A 20,746-nucleotide genomic window follows, 5' to 3' on the forward strand; every position below is an offset into this window, starting at 1 on the left:
CTGGGGGTATGTGATCCACTGAATCAGTATCGCACTATCAACCGAGCACTTGTTGCCCGTGTCGTTTGTCACTAGGATGAACTCCGGCACTTCGCACTTCTCGCTAAGTGCCGTGGCTAGCAGCCGCTACTTCACCAGCGAAGGATCGCACCCGCAATGAAGAAAATTAAGCAGATCGCAGTTTTGACCGCCGCGGCTCTGGCCTTGGTGGTTGGCGTGGCCGCCAACACCGCGGCGCCGGCCGACACCGATGCCGGTGGACTGTGGCCATATAAGGCATCCGTATCGCAGCCAGCTGGCGGCTTGTGGCCTTACTAGGCCCACAGGCCCGCTGCCGCTGAAATGCCAGCGGCGGCCGGCCACGGCCTAGAGCAAAAAACTTCGGCGGGGCCCGCATGCTATGCGCGACCCCGCCGAAGTTCAGGGATATTGCCGGTGTCTTAAACGAAGCTTTCGGTACCCTCGATGGTATTCATGAAGTGATCCATGAAATCAGCGAAATCTCGCGCATCAATTTGTTGATCAATAACCGCGCCAACGCTGACCGCATCATCAATATGCACGTCAATGCTCGGGGTCCCGGGGATAGCAAATCGGAAGACGCGTCCGGTGGAGGTGGCAACTTCGTAACCGCCGTCGCTGAGCAATGCAAGCTGATTCACGTTGGTGTTGTTGATGGTGATGGCCGCTTCTGATGCGGAAAGATCGGTTGAGGAAACCGGTGCGAGGACTAGTTCCGCTGGCTGACGTCGATATCCGATGACCTTCAAGCCCCCCGAACCGGCGATGCCGGTACCTGCCACCAAGTTATAGCTGGCGAAGTTCGGGATCTGCGAGTCAAAGGCCTCATGGAGGAGGCGCTTGACGTGGTCGGTAGGATTTTCGTCTGGGCGTGGGTCCATAAGTTCCACTCTACCGACTTTGATGGACAAATTGATCAGTCTCCTCGCATAGCGAAATATGTCATTGTCGCGTCATGGGTTGTCCAATTGGTCATATTGACTACTAGAATCTCAAATATGAGCCAGGATACAGCCCCAGATATCAAACCACGTTCACGTGTGGTCACCGATGGTATCCACGCTGCCCCAGCACGCGGCATGTTGCGTGCGGTCGGCATGGGAGACGATGACTTCGCTAAACCGCAAATCGGCATTGCCAGTTCGTGGAATGAAATTACCCCGTGCAACCTTTCGCTGAACCGCTTGGCGCAAGGCGCCAAAGAAGGTGTTCACGCTGGGGGAGGGTTCCCCATGCAGTTCGGCACCATCTCGGTCTCCGATGGTATTTCCATGGGCCATGAGGGAATGCACTTCTCGCTGGTTTCCCGCGAGGTCATTGCCGACTCGGTGGAAACCGTCATGATGGCCGAGCGCCTCGACGGTTCGGTCCTGCTAGCCGGCTGCGACAAGTCGCTGCCAGGCATGCTGATGGCCGCTGCCCGGCTCAATCTTTCCTCGGTATTCCTTTACGCCGGTTCCATCATGCCCGGTTGGGTCAAGCTGGAGGACGGCACCGAAAAAGATGTCACCCTGATTGATGCCTTCGAGGCCGTGGGCGCGTGCGCCGCCGGCAAGATGAGCGAAGAAGACTTAGGCCGCATTGAACGTGCCATCTGCCCGGGCGAAGGCGCCTGCGGCGGCATGTACACCGCCAACACCATGGCATCCATTGGCGAGGCACTGGGCATGTCCCTGCCTGGCTCTGCTGCCCCGCCATCACCGGACCGCCGCCGCGACATGTTCGCGCACAAGTCCGGCGAGGCCGTCGTTGAGATGCTTCGCAAGGGCATCCGTGCCCGCGACATCATGACTAAAAAAGCTTTTGAAAACGCCATTGCCGTGATGATGGCCTTTGGCGGTTCCACCAATGCGGTGCTCCACCTGCTGGCCATTGCCCGCGAAGCCGAAGTTGAACTGAGTTTGTCAGACTTCAACCGCATTGGCGACAAGGTTCCGCACCTAGCGGACCTGAAGCCATTTGGCCGCTACGTGATGAATGACCTGGACCGCATCGGTGGAGTTCCGGTGGTCATGAAGGCGCTGCTGGATGCCGGACTGCTGCATGGGGACTGCATGACCGTCACCGGCAAGACAATGGCAGAAAACTTGGCGCATATCGCTCCACCAGATCCAGATGGCAAGATCCTCCGCGCAGTGAACAATCCGATCCACAAGACCGGCGGGGTCACCGTGCTGCATGGCTCGCTGGCACCGGAAGGTGCTGTGGTGAAGTCCGCAGGCTTTGATGCCGACGTTTTCGAGGGTACCGCCCGCGTGTTCGAACGCGAACAGGGTGCGCTGGCGGCCTTGGACGCTGGCGAAATCCAGGCCGGGGACGTCGTGGTCATCCGCTACGAAGGACCTAAGGGTGGTCCAGGCATGCGTGAAATGCTTGCCATTACCGGTGCCATCAAGGGCGCGGGACTGGGCAAGGATGTGCTGCTGCTGACCGATGGCCGTTTCTCCGGGGGAACCACCGGTTTGTGCATTGGACACGTCGCTCCGGAAGCCGTTGACGGGGGACCAATCGCCTTCGTCAAGGACGGGGATAAGATCCGCGTGGATATCGACGCGCGAAGCTTTGACCTGCTGGTTGATCCGGCCGAGCTGGAAGCTCGCAAGGTCGGCTGGGAACCACTGCCGGCTAAGTTCTCCACCGGTGTGCTCGGCAAGTACGTCAAACTGGTCAACTCGGCGTCAACCGGCGCCTACTGCGGCTAAGAAGATTTTGTAAAAGTCATTGGTTGGACGCCAACGCGTCCAACCAATGGACATCCATCTCATATAATGAGATGACAGGGGTCTCCAGTTGCTCTTTCCCTCCGGGTGGAGAAAACTAGAGATATGCAAACAACCACCGAGGTTCTACTAGTTATCAGGCGCGAAGCCTGAAACGTTGTCCACCAGGACAGAACGTCGGTAACGCGCCAGCCCCCTTTCGTCAACAGTGACGGCCGCGGGGCGTTTTTTATGCGCTAACGAAGAGATAGAAAAGGAAAGGGTCCCGATGAGCAACTCAACACCAGCCAATCCGGCCTCGGTTGCGAAATCAATCAATCGATCAAAGGATGCCGCCACCGCTGTCTCTTCCGTCGTGGAAGCTTCGAACCCGGTACAGGGTCCGAATAATATCGTCGCTCCCACAAAGATGACGGGGTCACAAGCCATCGTCCGCTCGTTGGAAGAACTAGGCGTCAAGGACGTCTTCGGATTACCAGGTGGGGCCATCCTTCCTACCTATGATCCACTAATGGATTCGACCAAAATTAATCACATTTTGGTCCGCCATGAACAGGGTGCAGGCCACGCCGCACAGGGTTACGCCATGGTTTCCGGTGAAGTGGGCGTTTGTATCGCCACCTCCGGTCCAGGCGCCACCAACCTCGTCACCGCGCTAGCAGATGCCAACATGGATTCGGTTCCCATGGTGGCAATTACCGGCCAGGTACACAGCGCATTTATTGGCTCGGACGCGTTCCAGGAAGCGGACATTGTTGGCATCACAATGCCAATTACCAAGCACGCTTTTCTGGTGACAAATCCAGAAGAAATTCCACGAGTTATGGCAAGTGCCTTCTACCTCGCGCAGACCGGACGCCCCGGTCCGGTGCTGGTAGATATCACCAAGGATGCCCAGCAGGGGGACATGACGTTCTCCTGGCCACCAAAGGTGGACATCCCCGGTTACCGTGTGGTGACCAAGGGGCATAACAAGCAGCTGCGTGAAGCGGCCAAGCTGATCGCCAGCGCCAACCGTCCGGTGCTCTACGTGGGCGGTGGCGTCATCAAGGCCAACGCGCATGAGGAGCTGAAGGCTTTTGCCGAGTTCATCAACGCCCCGGTGGTCACTACCCTGACCGCACGCGGCGCGTTCCCGGACAGCCACGAGCAGCACGTCGGCATGCCTGGCATGCACGGCGCGGTCTCCGCGGTCACTGCCTTGCAGCAATCAGACCTGCTGATCACTCTGGGCGCACGTTTTGATGACCGCGTCACCGGTGTGCTTCCATCCTTCGCCCCTAACGCGAAGGTGATCCACGCTGATATCGACCCGGCCGAAATTTCAAAGAACCGCACCGCTGATGTGCCTATCGTTGGCTCGCTGGATGAAATCATCCCGCAGCTGCAAGAAGCCTGCGCGACGCGTTTTGAAACCGATAAGCCACAGGATCTCACCGGCTGGTGGGCCTTGCTCAACCGCTTGCGTGAAACCTACCCGATTGGCTACACCGAAACCCATGACGGGCTTTCGGCTCCGCAGAACGTGATTGAACGCATCGGTGCACTTTCCGGTCCCGAGGCGGTCTACGTGGCCGGCGTGGGCCAGCACCAGATGTGGGCGGCGCAGTTCGTGAAGTATGAGCGTCCGCGCTCATGGCTGAACTCCGCAGGCCTTGGCACCATGGGCTACTCGGTACCCGCAGCGATGGGTGCCAAGGTAGCTCAGCCAGACCGCGTGGTGTGGGCGATTGACGGAGACGGCTGCTTCCAGATGACCAACCAGGAGTTGGCCACCTGCGTGATCAACCAGATCCCCATCAAGGTTGCCATCATCAACAACTCCTCGCTGGGCATGGTCCGCCAGTGGCAGACGCTGTTCTACAACTCGCGCTACTCCAACACCGATTTGAACACCGGTCACGGAACCGCACGGGTACCGGACTTCGTGAAGCTGGCAGATGCCTACGGTTGCGTGGGCCTGCGCTGCGAACGCGACGAGGACATCGACGCGACCATCCAGAAGGCCTTGGAAATCAATGATCGTCCGGTAGTGATTGACTTTGTGGTCTCCGCTGATTCCATGGTGTGGCCAATGGTCCCCTCAGGAGTGAGCAATGATCAGATTCAGATTGCTAAGGGCATGACCCCAGTCTGGGAAGAGGAAGACTAGAACATGGCAAAGCATACGCTGTCGGTACTTGTCGAAGACGTTCCCGGCGTACTCACCCGAGTAGCCAGCCTCTTCGCCCGCCGCGCATTCAACATCCATTCACTTGCGGTGGGTCCCACCGAAATTGAGGGAATCAGCCGCATGACCGTCGTGGTGGACGCCGAAGGCGACTCCCTGGAACAGGTCACCAAGCAGCTGAACAAGCTGATCAACGTCATCAAGATCGTGGAGTTGCTGCCGGAAACCTCGGTGCAGCGCGATCACATCATGGTCAAGGTCCGTGCAGATGCAGCAACGCGCCTGCAGGTTACCCAGGCCGCCGAGCTCTTCCGTGCCTCGGTCATCGACGTGGCCCAGGATTCGCTGGTCATCGAGGCTACCGGCAATGCCGGGAAGATCGATGCACTGCTCGCGGTCCTTGAACCATTCGGCATCCGCGAGATTGTCCAGGCCGGCACCTTGGCCGTGGGACGCGGATCCAAATCGATGAGCGACAGGGCACTGAAAACCCTTTCCGCCTAAGCACTACCAAATACACTTTTAATAACAAACTTCTTTGTCGAAGAAAACCTAAGGAGAAATCACAGTGGCTGATATGTACTACGAAGACGACGCGGATCTTTCAATCATCCAGGGCAAGAAAGTCGCAGTCATTGGCTACGGCTCCCAGGGTCACGCACACGCACTGAGCCTGCGCGACTCCGGCGTAGAGGTCATCGTTGGCCTGGCCGAGGGCTCGAAGTCCCGCGCCAAGGCAGAAGCCGAAGGCCTGAAGGTCGCCACCGTGGCAGAAGCCGCCAAGTGGGCAGACGTCATCATGATCCTGACCCCGGACCAGGTCCAGGCCCAGGTTTACGCAGAGTCGATCTCCGAGCACCTCGAAGAGGGCAACGCCCTGTTCTTCGGCCACGGCTTCAACATCCGCTTCGGCTTCATCAAGCCACCAGCAAACGTTGACGTTGCACTGGTTGCTCCGAAGGCTCCGGGTCACACCGTGCGCCGCGAATTCGAAGCAGGCCGTGGTATTCCTGACCTGATCGCCGTGGAGCAGAACTTCACCGGTGGCGCCAAGGAACTGGCACTGTCCTACGCAGCTGGCATCGGCGGCACCCGCGCCGGAGTCATCGAGACCACCTTCACCGAAGAGACCGAAACCGACCTGTTCGGTGAGCAGGCAGTTCTCTGCGGCGGCACCTCGCAGCTCGTACAGTACGGCTTCGAAGTTCTGACCGAAGCTGGCTACAAGCCAGAAATCGCTTACTTCGAGGTACTCCACGAGCTGAAGCTGATTGTTGACCTGATGTGGGAAGGTGGCATCGCCAAGCAGCGCTGGTCCATCTCCGACACCGCTGAGTACGGCGACTACGTCTCCGGCCCACGCGTGATCACCCCAGAGGTGAAGGAAAACATGAAGGCTGTACTGGCTGATATCCAGTCCGGTGCTTTTGCTACCCGCTTCATGGAAGACCAGAAGGCCGGAGCTCCAGAGTTCAAGGCATTGCGCAAGAAGGGTGAAGAGCACCCAATCGAGACCACCGGCCGCGAACTGCGCTCGCTGTTCTCCTGGATCTCTGATTCCTCCTCGGATGACTACGTAGATGGTTCCGTAGCTCGCTAAGCTACCGGTTGTCCCCGTAATTACCAGCAAATAAAATGAACTCGGCTACTTCCTTGGGAGGTAGCCGAGTTCATTTTTATCTCATGCGGCAAGTGATGCCGGATTGACGAGGAATATTAGATCTTCGACGCGCGGTAGCCGGCCTTGCGAGCATCGGCAGCGGTCTTGAAGCACTCCTCAGGCTTAGTGATGTTGTAGAAACGCTGGCCCTTTACGTGGTACTTCCACTCATTCTGGCTACCGGTACGGTTTCCTTTTACCGGGTAGCCAGCAGGACAATTCTTGGTCTTGCCGTTCATCTTCACGGACTTCTTCGTGACGGATTTCTTGACCAGCAACGTCTGCGTCTTCTTAACGGTGGAAGTCTTGCCCTTGAGCTGGTACTTGACCGAGGTGGTGACCTTGTACGTGCCAGCTGCAAGCTTGACCGACTTCTTGTTCTTGGCCACGGACTTCTTGCCCTTGGTCACGCTCAAGAGTGCAGACTTGATTTTGACGTTCTTCACCTTGGAATAGCTAGGCTGGATGGTTGCTTTCGCTGAGCCCTTGACCGTTTTGGTGCCGATCTTCTTGATGGAAACGGCCGGCGTTTTCTTGGCGGCAGAGACACTAATGGTCGGAACAGCAGTCGGCTGCGACGCAGCTGTGGCAGCGGTGACACCTGAGAAGGCGAGTGCGCCGGTTGCGATGATAGCAAGAGCGCGCTGAGCGATTTTATTCAATTTTTCCCCAATGAAATTTCGGTCCGAGTACGGGACTCCATGATCCCGAAATCTGATTCTAATATGACAAGACCCCAGAAGGTACAAGACTCGTATAAAGACGTCGTTAACTCGATAATTTCGACGAGAACGCAAAATAATTCCCCTCCCCGGCAGGGAAAGGGAATCATTTGAGAAGCGAGGCGAAGGCCTAGTGGTATGGGTCGGCGAAGCTGAAATCCAGCAGCCCGTTGAGGTAATCCCCGTAACCGCTCTTGGCGAGCGTCAACGCCCGCTGGCGCAGCTGTTCATTGTCGATAAATCCCTGGCGCCACGCGACTTCCTCTGGAACACAGATCTTCAGACCCTGCCGGGCCTCGATGGTGCGCACAAAGTTTGAGGCATCATTCAATGATTCAAAGGTTCCGGTGTCCAGCCAAGCGGTACCGCGGGCCAGAACGTTGACGTTGAGCGTTCCCTCGTCCAGGTACAAACGGTTGATGTCGGTAATTTCCAGTTCACCGCGCGCCGATGGTCTCAGCTCGCGAGCCTTGGCCACGACAGAGTTGTCATAGAAATACAAGCCCGGAACCGCATAATGGCTTTTCGGGTTTGCCGGCTTCTCCTCCAGAGAGATAGCTCGGTGATCCTCATCAAATTCCACGACGCCGTAGGCACGCGGATCTGCGACCCAATACCCGAAGATGCTGGCCCCGGGGTTGTCCACGTATTTTTGTAATTGTGTGCCAAAGCCAGGCCCATGGAAGATATTGTCACCCAGCACCAAGGCAACCGAGTCGTCACCGATATGGTCTTCACCGATCAAGAATGCTTGAGCAAGCCCGTCTGGTGATGATTGCACACGATAACTAAGCATTATTCCGAATTGAGAGCCGTCCCCAAGCAGCCCTCGAAAAAGAACCTCATCCTGTGGTGTGGTGATAATCAAGATGTCTTTGATCCCAGCGAGCATTAAAGTCGACAACGGATAGTAGATCATCGGCTTATCAAAGACCGGCACCAACTGTTTTGAAATTCCCTGTGTAATTGGGTGCAGACGCGACCCGGTTCCCCCAGCAAGTATTATTCCCCTCATGATCCAAGCCTAACTATCGGGACTAAAGAGCCGGCAGAGTAGTCATACTCGAAAATTGCTAGGTTGCTTCTGCACGTGGCTGGCCTCTGGCTAGTCTGAGAAGATGAAAAGAATCCTTGTAACTGGGGGAGCAGGATTCATTGGGGCGAACTTTGTCCACCATATGATTGAGCACTCCGACAGTGAAATCACAGTCCTAGATAAAATGACCTATGCCGCGAACCGGCAGTCGTTGTCCGGTCTTGATCCCAAACGGGTAGACCTTGTCGTGGGAGATATCTGCGACTACGTGCTGGTCAATGAGCTTGTGCCGCAGCATGACGCGGTAGTTCATTTTGCCGCAGAAACCCACAATGACAATTCCTTGCATGATCCACGTAGCTTCCTGAATTCAAATGTTGTGGGGACTTTTGAATTACTCGAAGCAGTGCGCCACCACGAGGTACGCCTGCACCACATCTCCACAGATGAAGTTTACGGGGATCTGGAGCTTGACGACCCGCAGCGCTTCACCGAGTCCACACCCTATAAGCCTTCGAGCCCTTATTCGGCGTCCAAGGCTTCTAGTGACCTGCTGGTCAAAGCGTGGGTACGTTCCTTTGGCATTGAGGCAACGCTGTCCAATTGTTCCAACAACTATGGACCGTTCCAGCACGTGGAGAAATTCATTCCGCGGCAGATCACCAACATCCTCGAGGGGCAGCGACCGAAGCTCTATGGCAACGGTGCGAACGTCCGCGATTGGATCCATGCCAGCGACCACTCGTCCGCGGTGCAGCGAATTCTTCAAGCCGGCGAAGCTGGGCGCACCTACCTGGTTGGCGCCGATGGTGAGCGCAATAACCGTGATGTCCTGGGATTGATCCTGGATCTCATGGGCCGGGAAGCTGATGATTTTGAATGGGTTGCGGACCGTGCGGGGCATGACCTGCGCTATGCCATAGATTCCTCAGTGCTACGTGAGGAATTGGGGTGGGCACCGCAGTACACCGACCTGGAGAAGGGTTTGGAACAGACCATTGCTTGGTATCGGGAGCACCGTTCGTGGTGGCAGCCGGGCAAGGCACAAACCGAGGAGCGTTATAGGACGCAACTTGCGGCCGACATTCGTGTGACGAGCTGATGAGCCAGGAAAAACAACTCAAGGTAGAGCACACCGTTATTCCCGGGTTATTAGTACTTCACCTACCGGTGCATGTTGACCAGCGCGGTTGGTTCAAAGAAAATTGGCAGCGCCAAAAGATGGTGTCGGCCGGATTGTCAGACTTCCGCCCGGTGCAGAACAACGTCTCGTTTAATGCCGACCGCGGTACCACGCGTGGTTTGCACGCGGAGCCCTGGGATAAATATGTGTCGGTGCTTTCCGGAGAGATTTTCGGCGCCTGGGTGGATCTGCGTCCCGGAGCGACCTTCGGCACCGTATTTACCGTGCGGATGGGGCCAAACCAGGCGGTGTTTGTACCTCGGGGCGTAGCCAACGCGTTCCAGACCCTGAGTAACAACACCGTGTATTCCTATCTGGTCACCGAACACTGGACCGAGGCCTCGCGCACCGAGTACAGCTACGTAAATCTTGCCGACCCGCAACTGCAGATTGACTGGCCCATCAGCTTGGATCAAGCAATCGTTTCACAGGCCGACAGGGACCATCCGCACCTCGACGAAGCTAAGCCCGTGCAGCCGAAGAAAATTGCCGTGCTAGGCGGCAATGGCCAGTTGGGTCGTGCTTTCGCGCAACTGGCCATAAATGACCCACGACTTGTGGTCTTGACACGCGAAGACGTAGATCTGCAGAGCTCCGGATTCAGCGAAGCGCTGGACCTTTCCGGTTACAGCCACGTCATCAACGCGGCAGCGATGACCGCGGTAGACCTCGCGGAAACCGGCGCAGGTCGGTCCGAAGCCTGGCAGGTCAATGCTGTGGCTGTACGCCGGCTGGCCACAGCATGCGCCGAACAGGGCGTGGCCTTGGTCCAGGTTTCCACTGATTATGTTTTTGACGGCGAAACCGACAACGCTGACGAAGATGAAATGATCTGTCCACTGGGTGTTTACGGACAGAGCAAGGCAGCCGGGGAACAAGCCGTACTGGCCCATGCCCAGAACTATGTGGTGCGGACCAGTTGGGTTATCGGCCAAGGAAACAATTTTGTACTCACCATGCGTCGTCTAGCGGACCAGGGGATTGACCCGAAAGTAGTTGAAGACCAAGTAGGGCGGCTGACCTTTGCCAGTGAACTTGCCTTAGGCATAGCTCATCTCATCGATTCGGGCAGTGCCCCGGGAATTTATCATCTACAGGGGAATGGCGAGCCCTCGAGCTGGTATCAGATTGCGCGCAGGGTCTTTGAACTCAGTGGACATGATCCGGCAAGAGTGCAGCCCACGACGACGCAAGAATATGCCGCTGGTAAGCCATTTTTGGCTCCGCGTCCAAAGTACAGCACCTTCAATATGGACAAGTTACGTGCCACTGGATTCACCGGCCGACCTGAGACAGATTTGCTCGCGGAATTCCTGGAAGTTGCACCTGAGAAGTCACAGTACGTGACCGAGTAAAAATCGAGTATGACAGCACGCCCGGTGCGATTTCCTCGTAATTTTTCTGGATTTTCAGTAACTGGAAATCCAAATAATCTGGAAAGTTCCAAGTCAAGTGGATTTGCGTGTGAATTCACAGACTGGATGCTTGGGTGCCTGTGGACCTTTTCGTTACCTAGAAACCGAGTATGTAGTACCTGTAACGCAACTTTACTGTGACAACCAGCTGATTTTCGGGCTGTTCCATCCTAGTATGGGATTCATGCGGTGGAATCTAAACATTCCAACCGTAATCTTGGGGGAACGAACCGATTGGGGCGGTTTGAATAATGGAATATTCACGTTTTTTGTCAATTAACAACGCTCAAAATGTCCAAAGGCTCTGGGGAGATGCCAAATTTCTAACGAAATCAAAGGACATTCCGGCAAATACAATTGGCAGGATCCTCAGCGATCCGCAATTGTCTGGTGCAGTGGTTTCCGGTCCAACCGGCAGTGGTCGCCGCGCACTTGTTGAGGCTGGCCTTGGCCTGCTCAGCGAGGCGCCACGACTCATTCGCTTGAATGGAAGCAATTTTGGCACGAAGGTGCCGCTTGGTGTGCTGTCGTTCCTGCTAGCGCAGTTGGACGTTGACTCACACACGACGCGCCACGAGCTGATTCACGGGCTGGGAAAGATTCTTTGCCTTGAGAATTCTGCAGCATTGGTAATGCTTGGACGACCGGAACTCATTGACGAGCAATCGAGCTCGCTGCTTGCTCAGCTCGCCGTCATGGGCAAAATCAAACTCGTAGTCATCTGTGAGCATGTGCATGATCTGCCGGGTGATCATTTTACCTTATTTCGGTCGGGAAAACTCGAACAGCTTCGTGTCAGCCGTATGGACAGTACGCAGACTCACGAGTTTTTAGAGCAGGAACTGGGTGGACAGGTCTCGCTCTATAGCTCGGCCACACTGTGCTATTTGACCAACGGTAATCGCGGATTGATGCGGAAGCTTGTCCAGAGCTGGTGCGTGAATGGTCAGTTAGTTCAGCAGCAAGGTGTGTGGGTTCTACGCTCGGCCGAACTTGGCTCAGGTCACGACATTCAGTCGATCTCCAGCTCATTAACCGCGGGAATGACTTCGGCAGAACGAGAGTTACTCACGATCCTGGCCCTTGGTGGCCCGGTAGCTTTAGACCGCGTCCACCTTTCCGGCCTGACTGGTCCACTTGACGGTCTGCTGAATCGCGGAGCGGTCAAGTATCTGCATGAATCTACCAACAGCGTGGGGATAGCAACGCCATTGCTCGGGTTGCTGATGCGGTCCGAAACCGGTGGGGAGCTAAAAGCAAGTGGCCGTATCGAACTCGCGCAACTGCATCCGGATCCCGGTGCCGCACAATCATTGGCCGCGCTGCGTGAACTGAAAGATATCGGTAGGTATGCCGACCAGCTTGCACTGGCCGAAAAGTTCCAGAGCCACGGATATGATCCGGCAGGCTGGCAAATGGATCCACAGGTGCGCGTAGGAATTTTGAAAATGCATGTCAATGCGTTGACTCTGGTTGGCCGGCAGGCGGCGACTTTGGACGTGATCGCTCACGCCTGGAAGGGCCTGCGTTTGGCAATCAACGAAGCCGGTGCGCTAGAACCATTGATCCTAGCTGATCAGGAACTTGAAATCCTCAGCCAAATGTCGCTGCTGTCCGAAGACGAAATGGGGAACAACTCAGGGATCATTGGTGGTACTGAGATATTAGCGGAATCTTCGAATTGGATGAGTGAATCTCTGCATCTACGTGCCTTGGCAATTCAGGCCAAAGGCTGGGCAGCACAGTCCCGCCAGGGTGGGGCCATGTCTTTGGCGGGACACTTGGATGATCAGCTGCGCGCAATTCGGTTTAATGCGCCTTTAGTCAGCAGTTTTGGTCCAGAAGACGTCGCGGACATCGAACAGCTACTCCTGCACACCGAGCTCTTGGCGGGACATTGGAAATTAGCAGCGTCTAGGGCGCAAAAACTTGCCGCTGGCAGCCAGCTCAATCCATTGCTGATGGCTCATGCCCAAACGGTACATGGAATTCTCCTCGGGTTGGCCAACGACCATGAAGGAGCACTGCGAGTATTGGAGCCTTGCCTGCAACAACTGGGCTACGAGGGAGATCAGACGCTGCGCTATGCCATGGAATCGGTAGTCACCTATGCCTTGGCCTGTTCAGGCAGGCGTATGGAAGCCACTACCTTGATGGCCAATGGGCTCAGCGAAACCAAAAACACCACAGCACCATTAAACTTCTACACCTGGACGGCTGAAATTTTCGCGTCTCTCAGCTTGGCTGAATTAGGTTCAAAAGACGTGGCTAAAGCTCGGTTGACGCACTTTGCCCAACAAATTCAGGGTGAGGGGCATTTGGTTTTTCAAATGCTTACCTTGGCATTCGCCGTGCGCTTGGGCAGCTGGGATTCTCTGCCACAGCTTGAACTAGCCAGTCGCAGGTGCAAAGGATTTTTAGCTCAGAATGTTGTCGAGCTTGCAAAGTCAGTCAGCGAATTAGACGGGCCGGGGCTCGCACTGGCCCTGAAGACTCTGGCCTTCAACGGCCATCTGCTACTAGCTGCCCCGGCGCATAATGAGCTTATTTCTTTGCTAGATGCCAAGGAGCAGCGAAAATTATCAAAGGCTCTTAACGAATATAAACGAGCTTTAGCTCCGGACAAAGCGTCCCTAGGAGAACGTCAAATTGACTTGGCAGAACAGCAACCAAGCTGGGTCCGTGACTTGACTAAACGCGAGGCTCAGATTGCCCAACTGGCGATCCGCGGGAAATCAAACTTGGAAATAGCAAAATTTAACGGGGTATCGATTCGTACCGTGGAAGGGCATCTTTACCAGGTTTATTCAAAGCTTCAGGTGCGCAACCGCCAAGAACTGACGGCTTTGGATCGATCGAGTCGACGCACGGTAGCCCAACGATGATCAAGTCGGGAGGAAACAGCCGAACTAATTCAACTGAATACAACGAACTGCTACGGGCATTGCGCCAGCAAGGCTCCGGCGGGGCGCTGATTCTTGGAGGCGTCGGCATGGGTAAAACCAGTCTCGTGGAGGCTGTGCTGTCAGCACCAGGTATTCAGAATCCGGTAATGAGGTTATTTTGCAGTGAGTCTCTGAGTTCTATAGCTCACGGAGCCTTGTCACCTTACTTGGGGGCCTTGGAAAATATTGATGAGCCGGTAGCGGTGTTGCGCGAGCTGAACCGGGCAATATTTAGCACAGAGGGAGCAACGGGGCCCCGAATTGTACTTGTCGAGGACGCACAATACTTGGATGCCCAGAGCTGTTTTGTGTTGTCGTTGCTTATTGAAAATGCAGCTGTGAAACTCATCGCTGTGGGTGCCGGGACCCTGGAAGCTAACTCTCCGCTTGAGACACTGAGCGAGGTTGCCACGCTGAGCACCATCATCATGCAACCTCTGGATCTCGTAGGCGTCAGAGAACTTGCCGAAGAGATTATTGATGGAAGGCTCAGCGACGGATCGGTGAGGATTATCGAGCGTATGACTGGTGGTAATCCTCGGTTCGTCAAAGCCTATACAGCTTCCTGCAGGGATCAAGGAATCTTGTTCCAAGACGACTCTTTACTCAAGGATGCGACCGTTCACGAATCGGTATGGATCATTGCCCGTCCATTGCCGGAAGTTGATGCACGGCTACTTTCTTTAGGCCGCGAACTGACCCGCTATCTGCCGATGGAGGAGCAGTTGACGCTGCGCCTGTTGGCCCTGGGCGGACCGCAACGCCCGGAACTCCTTGATGAATGTTCCCTGCCCTATCGGCGATTAGTCGACGCGGGGGACCTAGCGGTCGTTGACGCTGCGATCACTTTGAGAACTGAAATGCAACAACGCGTCGTTCGGGAACTGGCGACCGAACAGGAAAGCGCGCAGTTACATGAGCTCTGGAGCACCGCCAGCGTTAAATTGGGGATTGACGCTAATGCAGTAGAAATGCTGTGGAGTCTGGAAATCGGAGAGCCTGTACCTGCAACGACGGTTTTTCATATCGCGCAGGAGACCGCAAATGCATTGGACTATGCGCTGGCCTTGCCGTTATGCACCATGGGAAAACTTTCACAGCTCCACGAACAAGGCGCACTGCTCGAAGCCCAAGTCCTGTTGGGAATGGGCCGGTTCTATGCGGCTCGCGCCCTGCTCTTGCGGCTGATTGATCAGCTGACCGACTTGGAATTACTGGGTCAGGCTTTTGCATACCTGCTCGAAGTGTCGACCTGTATCGGTATGGATAGGAGCGAACTGCAAAAGGTCTTAGTCACGTGGAAGACCCGGGCCGATGAGCAAAATGATGCACTTGCCGTGGAAGCTTTTCTCACCTTGCAACAGGCAGGGGCCGGCGTCTTAGATTTGTGGATCCGGGTTAATTCAGCCAAGGGGCCGCGTCCGAGTGCCCAAGAGCTGCACAGTTTCTTGGATGATCCTGATCTGCCGATTCAGGCGCGAATCACTTCCATGATCACACTCAGCGATCTCTACAGCTCTCAAGGCCTGTGCTCGGATGCACTTCAGTTGGCTGAATCGGCCATGGAGATACTTCAGACACAACCACAACTGCGTTCCCTCTATGAGGTGCGGGTGTTCTTCCGTATTGGCTGGAATCTCTTGTTTCTTGGAGAGTACCGGCGTGCCAAGCAGTTCATCAATGAGTCTCGTGGCACAGAATTAAACTCAATTCAGCACTATCAGGGAGTCGTTTCCCTACTAGACGGAATCGGTGACCTCTTACAGAGCCGGGTACATCCTGCCATCTCGAAGATCGCCGAGGCAGTGACCGAACTGCGAATTGTTGATACCGCACAGGTACTCTCGGTGGCAATTAATCTCTATCGGCTGCTGCTTGCGCGCTTGGGAACTCCGGTACCTGCGGCTGTGGCATTCGGAACGGTGGATGAGATGGCTGGAGGATACTCCTCGATACCCGGATATCTGGGCGAGGAAGCCTCCGAACAGCGGATCTTCCCGCGAGCATTCGCCGCAGCGCTGGGCAATCCGCATGAAGGTGAATCCCTCAGCGATTTCCCGCTCATTGAACGCGAAATCCTCTACAGCCACACTCGGCAACTAAGTGGCGAAGAACTGGCCATGGCACCGCAGCGCGAGCGGCTACATCTCTTAGCTGGCGAACACCAGGGCTCACGGCCCGCGCTCCTGGCACGGCTGATGGAATTGCTAGGCACGGTTAACAGCGAGCTGTTGGAAGACTTGGCTGCGCAAGCGCTGGCCAAGGACGAATATCTGGTGGCCATTGAAGCGATGGCCCGGGCCGCCGAACAATACGCGGCTGCCGGAGATCAGCGACGATGCGGTGCACTGCTGCGGCGCACCGCAAAAATCCTCGAGCAACATGGGCTGGATTCGGGCAGGTACATTGCCCGAATTCTGGCACTGACCGAGTTGACTGCACGCGAGGCTGAAATCGTGGAGCTGGCCCGTGAAGGCCGGAACAATGCCCAGATCGCCAGGGCGCTGACTGTCTCGCAGCGAACCGTCGAAGGACACCTCTACCGGGTGTTCTCTAAGCTGGGAATTACCGAACGCTCTGCACTTAACAACGCAGGACTCCAAGCGGGTACCGGTACTAGGTAATTACAAGTGGTTTGGGCAATCTTGGGGTAAGTACCACCCGTGCGGTGCAAGGCTCTGGTTGCGTAATCTGAATACTGGGAGCCGACGAGCAACCAACCAGATCCTGCCCGAACGAGTGCGTACCCGCCACAGTATTTTCAATTGCTGCGGCAGCGAGACTCAACCCTCATACGGGGCCGGTGGTTCGTGAATCCGCAAGGATATACCCCCAGCGCGGCCGCCGGTCCCTTGGCAAGAACAGACCCCGCACCAGCAACCCCTCTGCGCTGGTGCGGGGTCTGTTCTTTAAGCCCGTTTTTGCTCACCCAAGTAGTGAGCGAGTAGGAACCAAGTGCCAAACGGGTATTTACGGATGCCGGCAGCACAGCATTTGAGTGTTCCGCCACTCGTGCGCAGTGATCAATTGCATCCTAGGCTCAATACGTACGAGGACAACACAGCTATTTGGGAATGGCTGGACCGTCCTCAAATTGGGGAAATGCATCTTTCTTGGGGGAAACATAGATGTTTAACATTGTGTTGCCAAATTGTGCCCGCCCTTGCCATGCCATGTCGCAGAGCAAGGCGGGACACAGTAATGTCGCAAATTAGCAGCCGACTAGGCGAAAATAATCTGAACGCACTGGGGTCCTGGACAACCTTGAGCCCGGTGTCCACTCCTGCGGTAGCAACCGTCGGTTCAAATGGCCGGGCCTACCTTCGTAAGCTATTCGCCACAGATCTCTTGATCGTTGGCGCGGCTAGTGCGTTGCCGGCGCTGGCCATGGGGCAAAGCACGGTAAGTACACCGCTTTCACAGTCTTCAGCTGGACCATATGTGTGGACCGGAGTGCTGCTGACCATAGTCTGGATGCTGAGTCTGAGATCATTCAAGGCGCACACCTTAGGCAGTGTTGCCGTGGGTATGCAGGAATACAAATTTCTCGTATATGCCGCGCTGGTTCTTGCCGGAACCTTAGGGACGCTGATCGGCGTGACAGGATTCGGTGACCTGCGAGTCTTCCTGGTCATCACCCTGCCCATAGGCTTAGCCGCGTTACTCACCAGCCGGTGGACCTGGCGTCAGTGGCTGATACGCCGCAGCCGCAACGGTTACGCATTGAGCAACGTGCTGATCTACGGGCAGCCAGCAGATACACCATTCGCCGTACGCCAGATTTCCAAGCGTTCGGGCCCCGCCTACCGGGTTGTCGGAGTACTGCTGGACGGAGCTGCGGATGCGCAGGCCGAACAGGACATCCGGCTTGCTGATCCAACTCTTCCGCTGGCTTATGACGCCGGCTCCATTGAGCAAGAGGTGGCCCGTTTAGGTGCCGACTCGGTCATTGTTGCCGGCCCGCTCACCGGTGGAAACTCCGCCTTGCAGCAACTTGGCTGGCGCTTGGAGAGCACAGGAACAAAGCTCATTGTGGTTTCCGCGCTGACCGGTGTAGCCAGCCGGCGGGTACGGACTAGCCCGGTGGATGGCATGCCGTTGCTCCATGTTGAACTGGCTAAGTTCACCGGAGCACGCTACTTTTTCAAACGCGGCTTCGACATTGTCTTTTCTTCGCTGGCTTTGCTCGGACTTGCACCGGTGTTCCTGGTCATCGCGCTGCTCATCCGGCTCGACGGTCCGGGCAAGATCTTCTTCAGACAAGAACGTGCCGGCCAGGATGGGCGTCCGTTCAAGATGATCAAATTCCGCACCATGGTCGAAGACGCCGAAGCGCGGCTGGCCAAGCTCCAAGAACAGAACGAGGGAGCCGGCCCTCTTTTCAAACTCAAGGACGACCCACGCATTACCCGCTCTGGCCGGTGGTTGCGCAAGCACTCGCTGGACGAGCTGCCGCAGTTTGTGAACGTGCTGCTCGGCGACATGTCTGTAGTGGGCCCGCGTCCGCCCCTATTCACTGAAGTCCAGACCTATCAGGGGCACACCCACCGCAGGCTGCTGCTCAAGCCCGGAGTCACCGGACTGTGGCAGGTCAGCGGCCGTTCAAACCTGGATTGGAAGGAAAGCGTACGGCTGGATCTGTATTACGCAGAGAACTGGACCGTGCTCAGCGACTTGCGCATCATCTGGCGCACCTTCCGCGTCATGATCAAACCCGATGGAGCTTACTAATGAGCGTTGCACCCGAAACCCTGATTCATCCTGCCCTGCGTGTGGCCGTCATCGGCGCCGGCTACTGGGGACCGAACCTCGCACGCAACTTCGCGATGAGCACCGACTGGGAACTTGTGGCCATTTGCGATATGGACCTGGACCGGGCCGAAGCGCTGGCGCGCAAGACCGGTCAGCCTGCGGTCGTGGGTTCGCTCGATGAACTGCTCGAATTCCATGATGTCGACGCGGTGGCTATCGCCACCCCGGCACGGACCCACCATGCGATTGCCATGGCCGCCATTGCGGCCGGTAAACACGTGGTAGTGGAAAAGCCGCTGGCAGATAACTCGGTGCACGGGGCGCAAATGGTAGATGCCGCCGCAGCAGCCGGAACCATCCTGATGGCTGACCACACCTACTGCTACACACCTGCGGTGCTTAAAATCCGCGAATTATTGGCAGCCGGCGAATTGGGCGACATTCTGTATATTGATTCCACACGGATCAACCTCGGACTGGTCCAGCCAGATGTTGACGTGTTCTGGGATCTTGCCCCGCATGATCTGTCCATCCTTGATTTTGTGATTCCCGGCGGGCTCAACCCGCGCAGCGTCACCGCGCTTGGCTCCGATCCGCTGAATGCCGGCAAGTCCTGTGTGGGCTATTTGAGCATGGAACTTGAGCACGGTGTCCTGGCGCATATCAATGTCAATTGGCTCTCGCCTACAAAGATCCGCCAGATGGTCATTGGCGGTAGCCGCAAGACCCTGGTGTGGGACGACCTGAATCCACAGCAGCGGCTGACCATCTTTGACCGCGGTGTGGACCTGGACCGGCAGGAAATGATTCGTGCCGACGTGGAAAACCGCAAGGGCGCCACGATTTCCTACCGGCTCGGCGACACCTGGTCTCCGGCGCTCTCAGAATTTGAACCATTGGGATTGATGGTGGCTGAATTTGCCGCCAGCATCCGTGGATCCAGGCCAGCACCCACCGACGGGCCTTCGGCACTTCGGGTGCTCAAGGTCTTGGAGGACGCAAGCCGAAGCTTGGCTGCCGGATCTACAGCCCAACCAACACAAAACCCTACTTCCGTCATGGAGAACGCACGATGAACGAAAATATTAAGAACCTTGCAGGCGGACGCTACCTGGTCACCGGAGGAGCTGGCACCATTGGCTCCGAAATCGTGGATCAGCTGCTGGCCGCCGGAGCCCAGCAGATTGATGTGCTGGATAACTTGGTCCGCGGACGACGTAGCAATATCGACAAGGCGCTAGCCACCGGACGAGTGAACCTCATCCTGGGGGATATCGCGGACCGCACCCTGGTGCGTGAAGTGACCGCTGGCAAGGACATGGTGTTCCACCAAGCGGCCATCCGCATCACCCAGTGCGCGGAGGAGCCACGCCTGGCGGTGGACGTCATGGTCAACGGAACCTTTAACGTCCTGGAAGCGGCGGTAGAAGCGAAAGTGCCGAAGATTGTCGCCGCGTCCAGCGCGTCGGTGTATGGCATGGCCGAGGAGTTCCCGACCACCGAACGCCATCACCCGTACAACAACGACACCCTCTACGGGGCGGCCAAGACCTTCAATGAAGGCTTGTTCAAATCTTTCCGTGCCATGTACGGAATGGACTACGTGATGTTGCGTTACTTCAACGTCTACGGCCCGCGTATGGATGTGCACGGTGCGTACACCGAGGTCCTCGTGCGCTGGATGGAACGCATCGCCGACGGACTGCCACCGCTGATTTTTGGTGATGGATCCCAGACCATGGACTTTGTGGTTTCCGAGGATATCGCCCGGGCCAACCTGCTGGCCGCCAGCAGCCCAATATCCGAAGGCATCTACAACGTGGCCAGCGGCACGGAGACCAGCCTGAAGGAGCTGGCTGAAACTCTGCTCAAGGCCATGGATTCGGATCTGCATATCGAATACGGTCCGGAACGCGCAGTGAACTCGGTGTCCCGCCGTCTGGCAGATACCACCGCCGCACGGATGGATCTTGGATTTGAATCAAAGATTGGTCTGGAAGAGGGGCTTCGAAAGCTCGTGGACTGGTGGAAGCCATTGCGCGAAGAAGTAGCCGCCGGGCGGGCCTTGAAAAAGCCAGTCGGCGTAACCAAATAAGCGAACAACGATTTTTTGGGGGAAGAA

The 20,746-nt window shown here is 56.4% G+C and carries 15 protein-coding genes; 12 read left to right on the plus strand and 3 right to left on the minus strand.

Translation table 11 applies throughout. The features are described 5' to 3' along the window. Positions 1-156 precede the first annotated feature (156 nt). A complete protein-coding gene (locus ACX5K5_RS06515; RefSeq protein ID WP_324091680.1) occupies positions 157-318 on the plus strand; it encodes a hypothetical protein in 162 nt (53 codons plus the stop codon). A gap of 122 nt (positions 319-440) precedes the next feature. Here the strand turns inward: ACX5K5_RS06515 and ACX5K5_RS06520 are convergent, their stop codons facing one another. Then, on the minus strand, positions 441-902 hold the full coding sequence (locus tag ACX5K5_RS06520; protein ID WP_459175229.1) for a hypothetical protein: 462 nt from the start codon (positions 900-902) through the stop codon (positions 441-443). A 117-nt stretch (positions 903-1,019) separates the two neighbouring features. Here ACX5K5_RS06520 and ilvD point away from each other — a divergent pair, with 117 nt between their 5' ends. From ilvD to ilvC, 4 genes are all read left to right on the plus strand, one after another. After that, a complete protein-coding gene (gene ilvD / locus ACX5K5_RS06525) occupies positions 1,020-2,723 on the plus strand; it encodes a dihydroxy-acid dehydratase (protein WP_459175230.1) in 1,704 nt (567 codons plus the stop codon). A gap of 286 nt (positions 2,724-3,009) precedes the next feature. After that, positions 3,010-4,893, plus strand: a complete 1,884-nt coding sequence (locus tag ACX5K5_RS06530) for an acetolactate synthase large subunit (protein ID WP_459175231.1) — start codon at positions 3,010-3,012, stop codon at positions 4,891-4,893. A gap of 3 nt (positions 4,894-4,896) precedes the next feature. Beyond that, entirely contained in the window at positions 4,897-5,415 is a 519-nt protein-coding gene (ilvN, locus tag ACX5K5_RS06535) for an acetolactate synthase small subunit (RefSeq protein ID WP_096256157.1), read from the plus strand. 73 nt (positions 5,416-5,488) lie between these two features. Next, entirely contained in the window at positions 5,489-6,511 is a 1,023-nt protein-coding gene (ilvC, locus tag ACX5K5_RS06540; RefSeq protein WP_382344689.1) for a ketol-acid reductoisomerase, read from the plus strand. Positions 6,512-6,627: 116 nt separating this feature from the next. On the opposite strand, the gene ACX5K5_RS06545 is transcribed toward ilvC, so the two are convergent. Beyond that, a complete protein-coding gene (locus tag ACX5K5_RS06545) occupies positions 6,628-7,233 on the minus strand; it encodes a sunset domain-containing protein (RefSeq protein WP_459175232.1) in 606 nt (201 codons plus the stop codon). A gap of 190 nt (positions 7,234-7,423) precedes the next feature. Then, positions 7,424-8,308: a glucose-1-phosphate thymidylyltransferase RfbA gene (gene rfbA / locus ACX5K5_RS06550; RefSeq protein ID WP_459175233.1), complete on the minus strand. Its 885-nt coding sequence runs from the start codon at positions 8,306-8,308 to the stop codon at positions 7,424-7,426. Positions 8,309-8,411: 103 nt separating this feature from the next. Between rfbA and rfbB the strand changes: the two genes are divergently transcribed. The 7 genes from rfbB (at position 8,412) to ACX5K5_RS06585 (ending at position 20,719) form a co-directional block, all read left to right on the plus strand. Then, positions 8,412-9,431, plus strand: coding sequence for a dTDP-glucose 4,6-dehydratase (rfbB, locus tag ACX5K5_RS06555; protein ID WP_459175234.1), 1,020 nt, complete (start codon positions 8,412-8,414; stop codon positions 9,429-9,431). Then, a complete protein-coding gene (locus ACX5K5_RS06560) occupies positions 9,431-10,867 on the plus strand; it encodes a sugar nucleotide-binding protein (protein ID WP_459175235.1) in 1,437 nt (478 codons plus the stop codon). Before rfbB ends, ACX5K5_RS06560 begins: the two co-directional genes overlap by 1 nt. 311 nt (positions 10,868-11,178) lie before the next feature. Next, positions 11,179-13,812 carry a helix-turn-helix transcriptional regulator gene (locus ACX5K5_RS06565; protein ID WP_459175236.1) on the plus strand — a complete coding sequence of 878 codons (2,634 nt, stop codon included), beginning with the start codon at positions 11,179-11,181 and terminating at the stop codon, positions 13,810-13,812. Further along, positions 13,809-16,496, plus strand: coding sequence for a LuxR C-terminal-related transcriptional regulator (locus ACX5K5_RS06570; RefSeq protein WP_459175237.1), 2,688 nt, complete (start codon positions 13,809-13,811; stop codon positions 16,494-16,496). The genes ACX5K5_RS06565 and ACX5K5_RS06570 overlap by 4 nt, the downstream gene beginning before the upstream one ends. 577 nt (positions 16,497-17,073) lie before the next feature. Next, positions 17,074-18,603 (plus strand): sugar transferase, encoded by a 1,530-nt coding sequence (locus ACX5K5_RS06575; RefSeq protein ID WP_459175238.1) that lies wholly within the window; start codon positions 17,074-17,076, stop codon positions 18,601-18,603. Then, positions 18,603-19,700 (plus strand): Gfo/Idh/MocA family protein, encoded by a 1,098-nt coding sequence (locus ACX5K5_RS06580; protein WP_459175239.1) that lies wholly within the window; start codon positions 18,603-18,605, stop codon positions 19,698-19,700. The genes ACX5K5_RS06575 and ACX5K5_RS06580 overlap by 1 nt, the downstream gene beginning before the upstream one ends. After that, the gene (locus tag ACX5K5_RS06585; protein WP_459175240.1) at positions 19,697-20,719 is read left to right on the plus strand and encodes an NAD-dependent epimerase/dehydratase family protein; all 1,023 of its coding nucleotides are present in this window, start codon (positions 19,697-19,699) and stop codon (positions 20,717-20,719) included. The genes ACX5K5_RS06580 and ACX5K5_RS06585 overlap by 4 nt, the downstream gene beginning before the upstream one ends. Positions 20,720-20,746 lie beyond the last annotated feature (27 nt).

This window comes from Glutamicibacter bergerei (genome assembly GCF_054495185.1).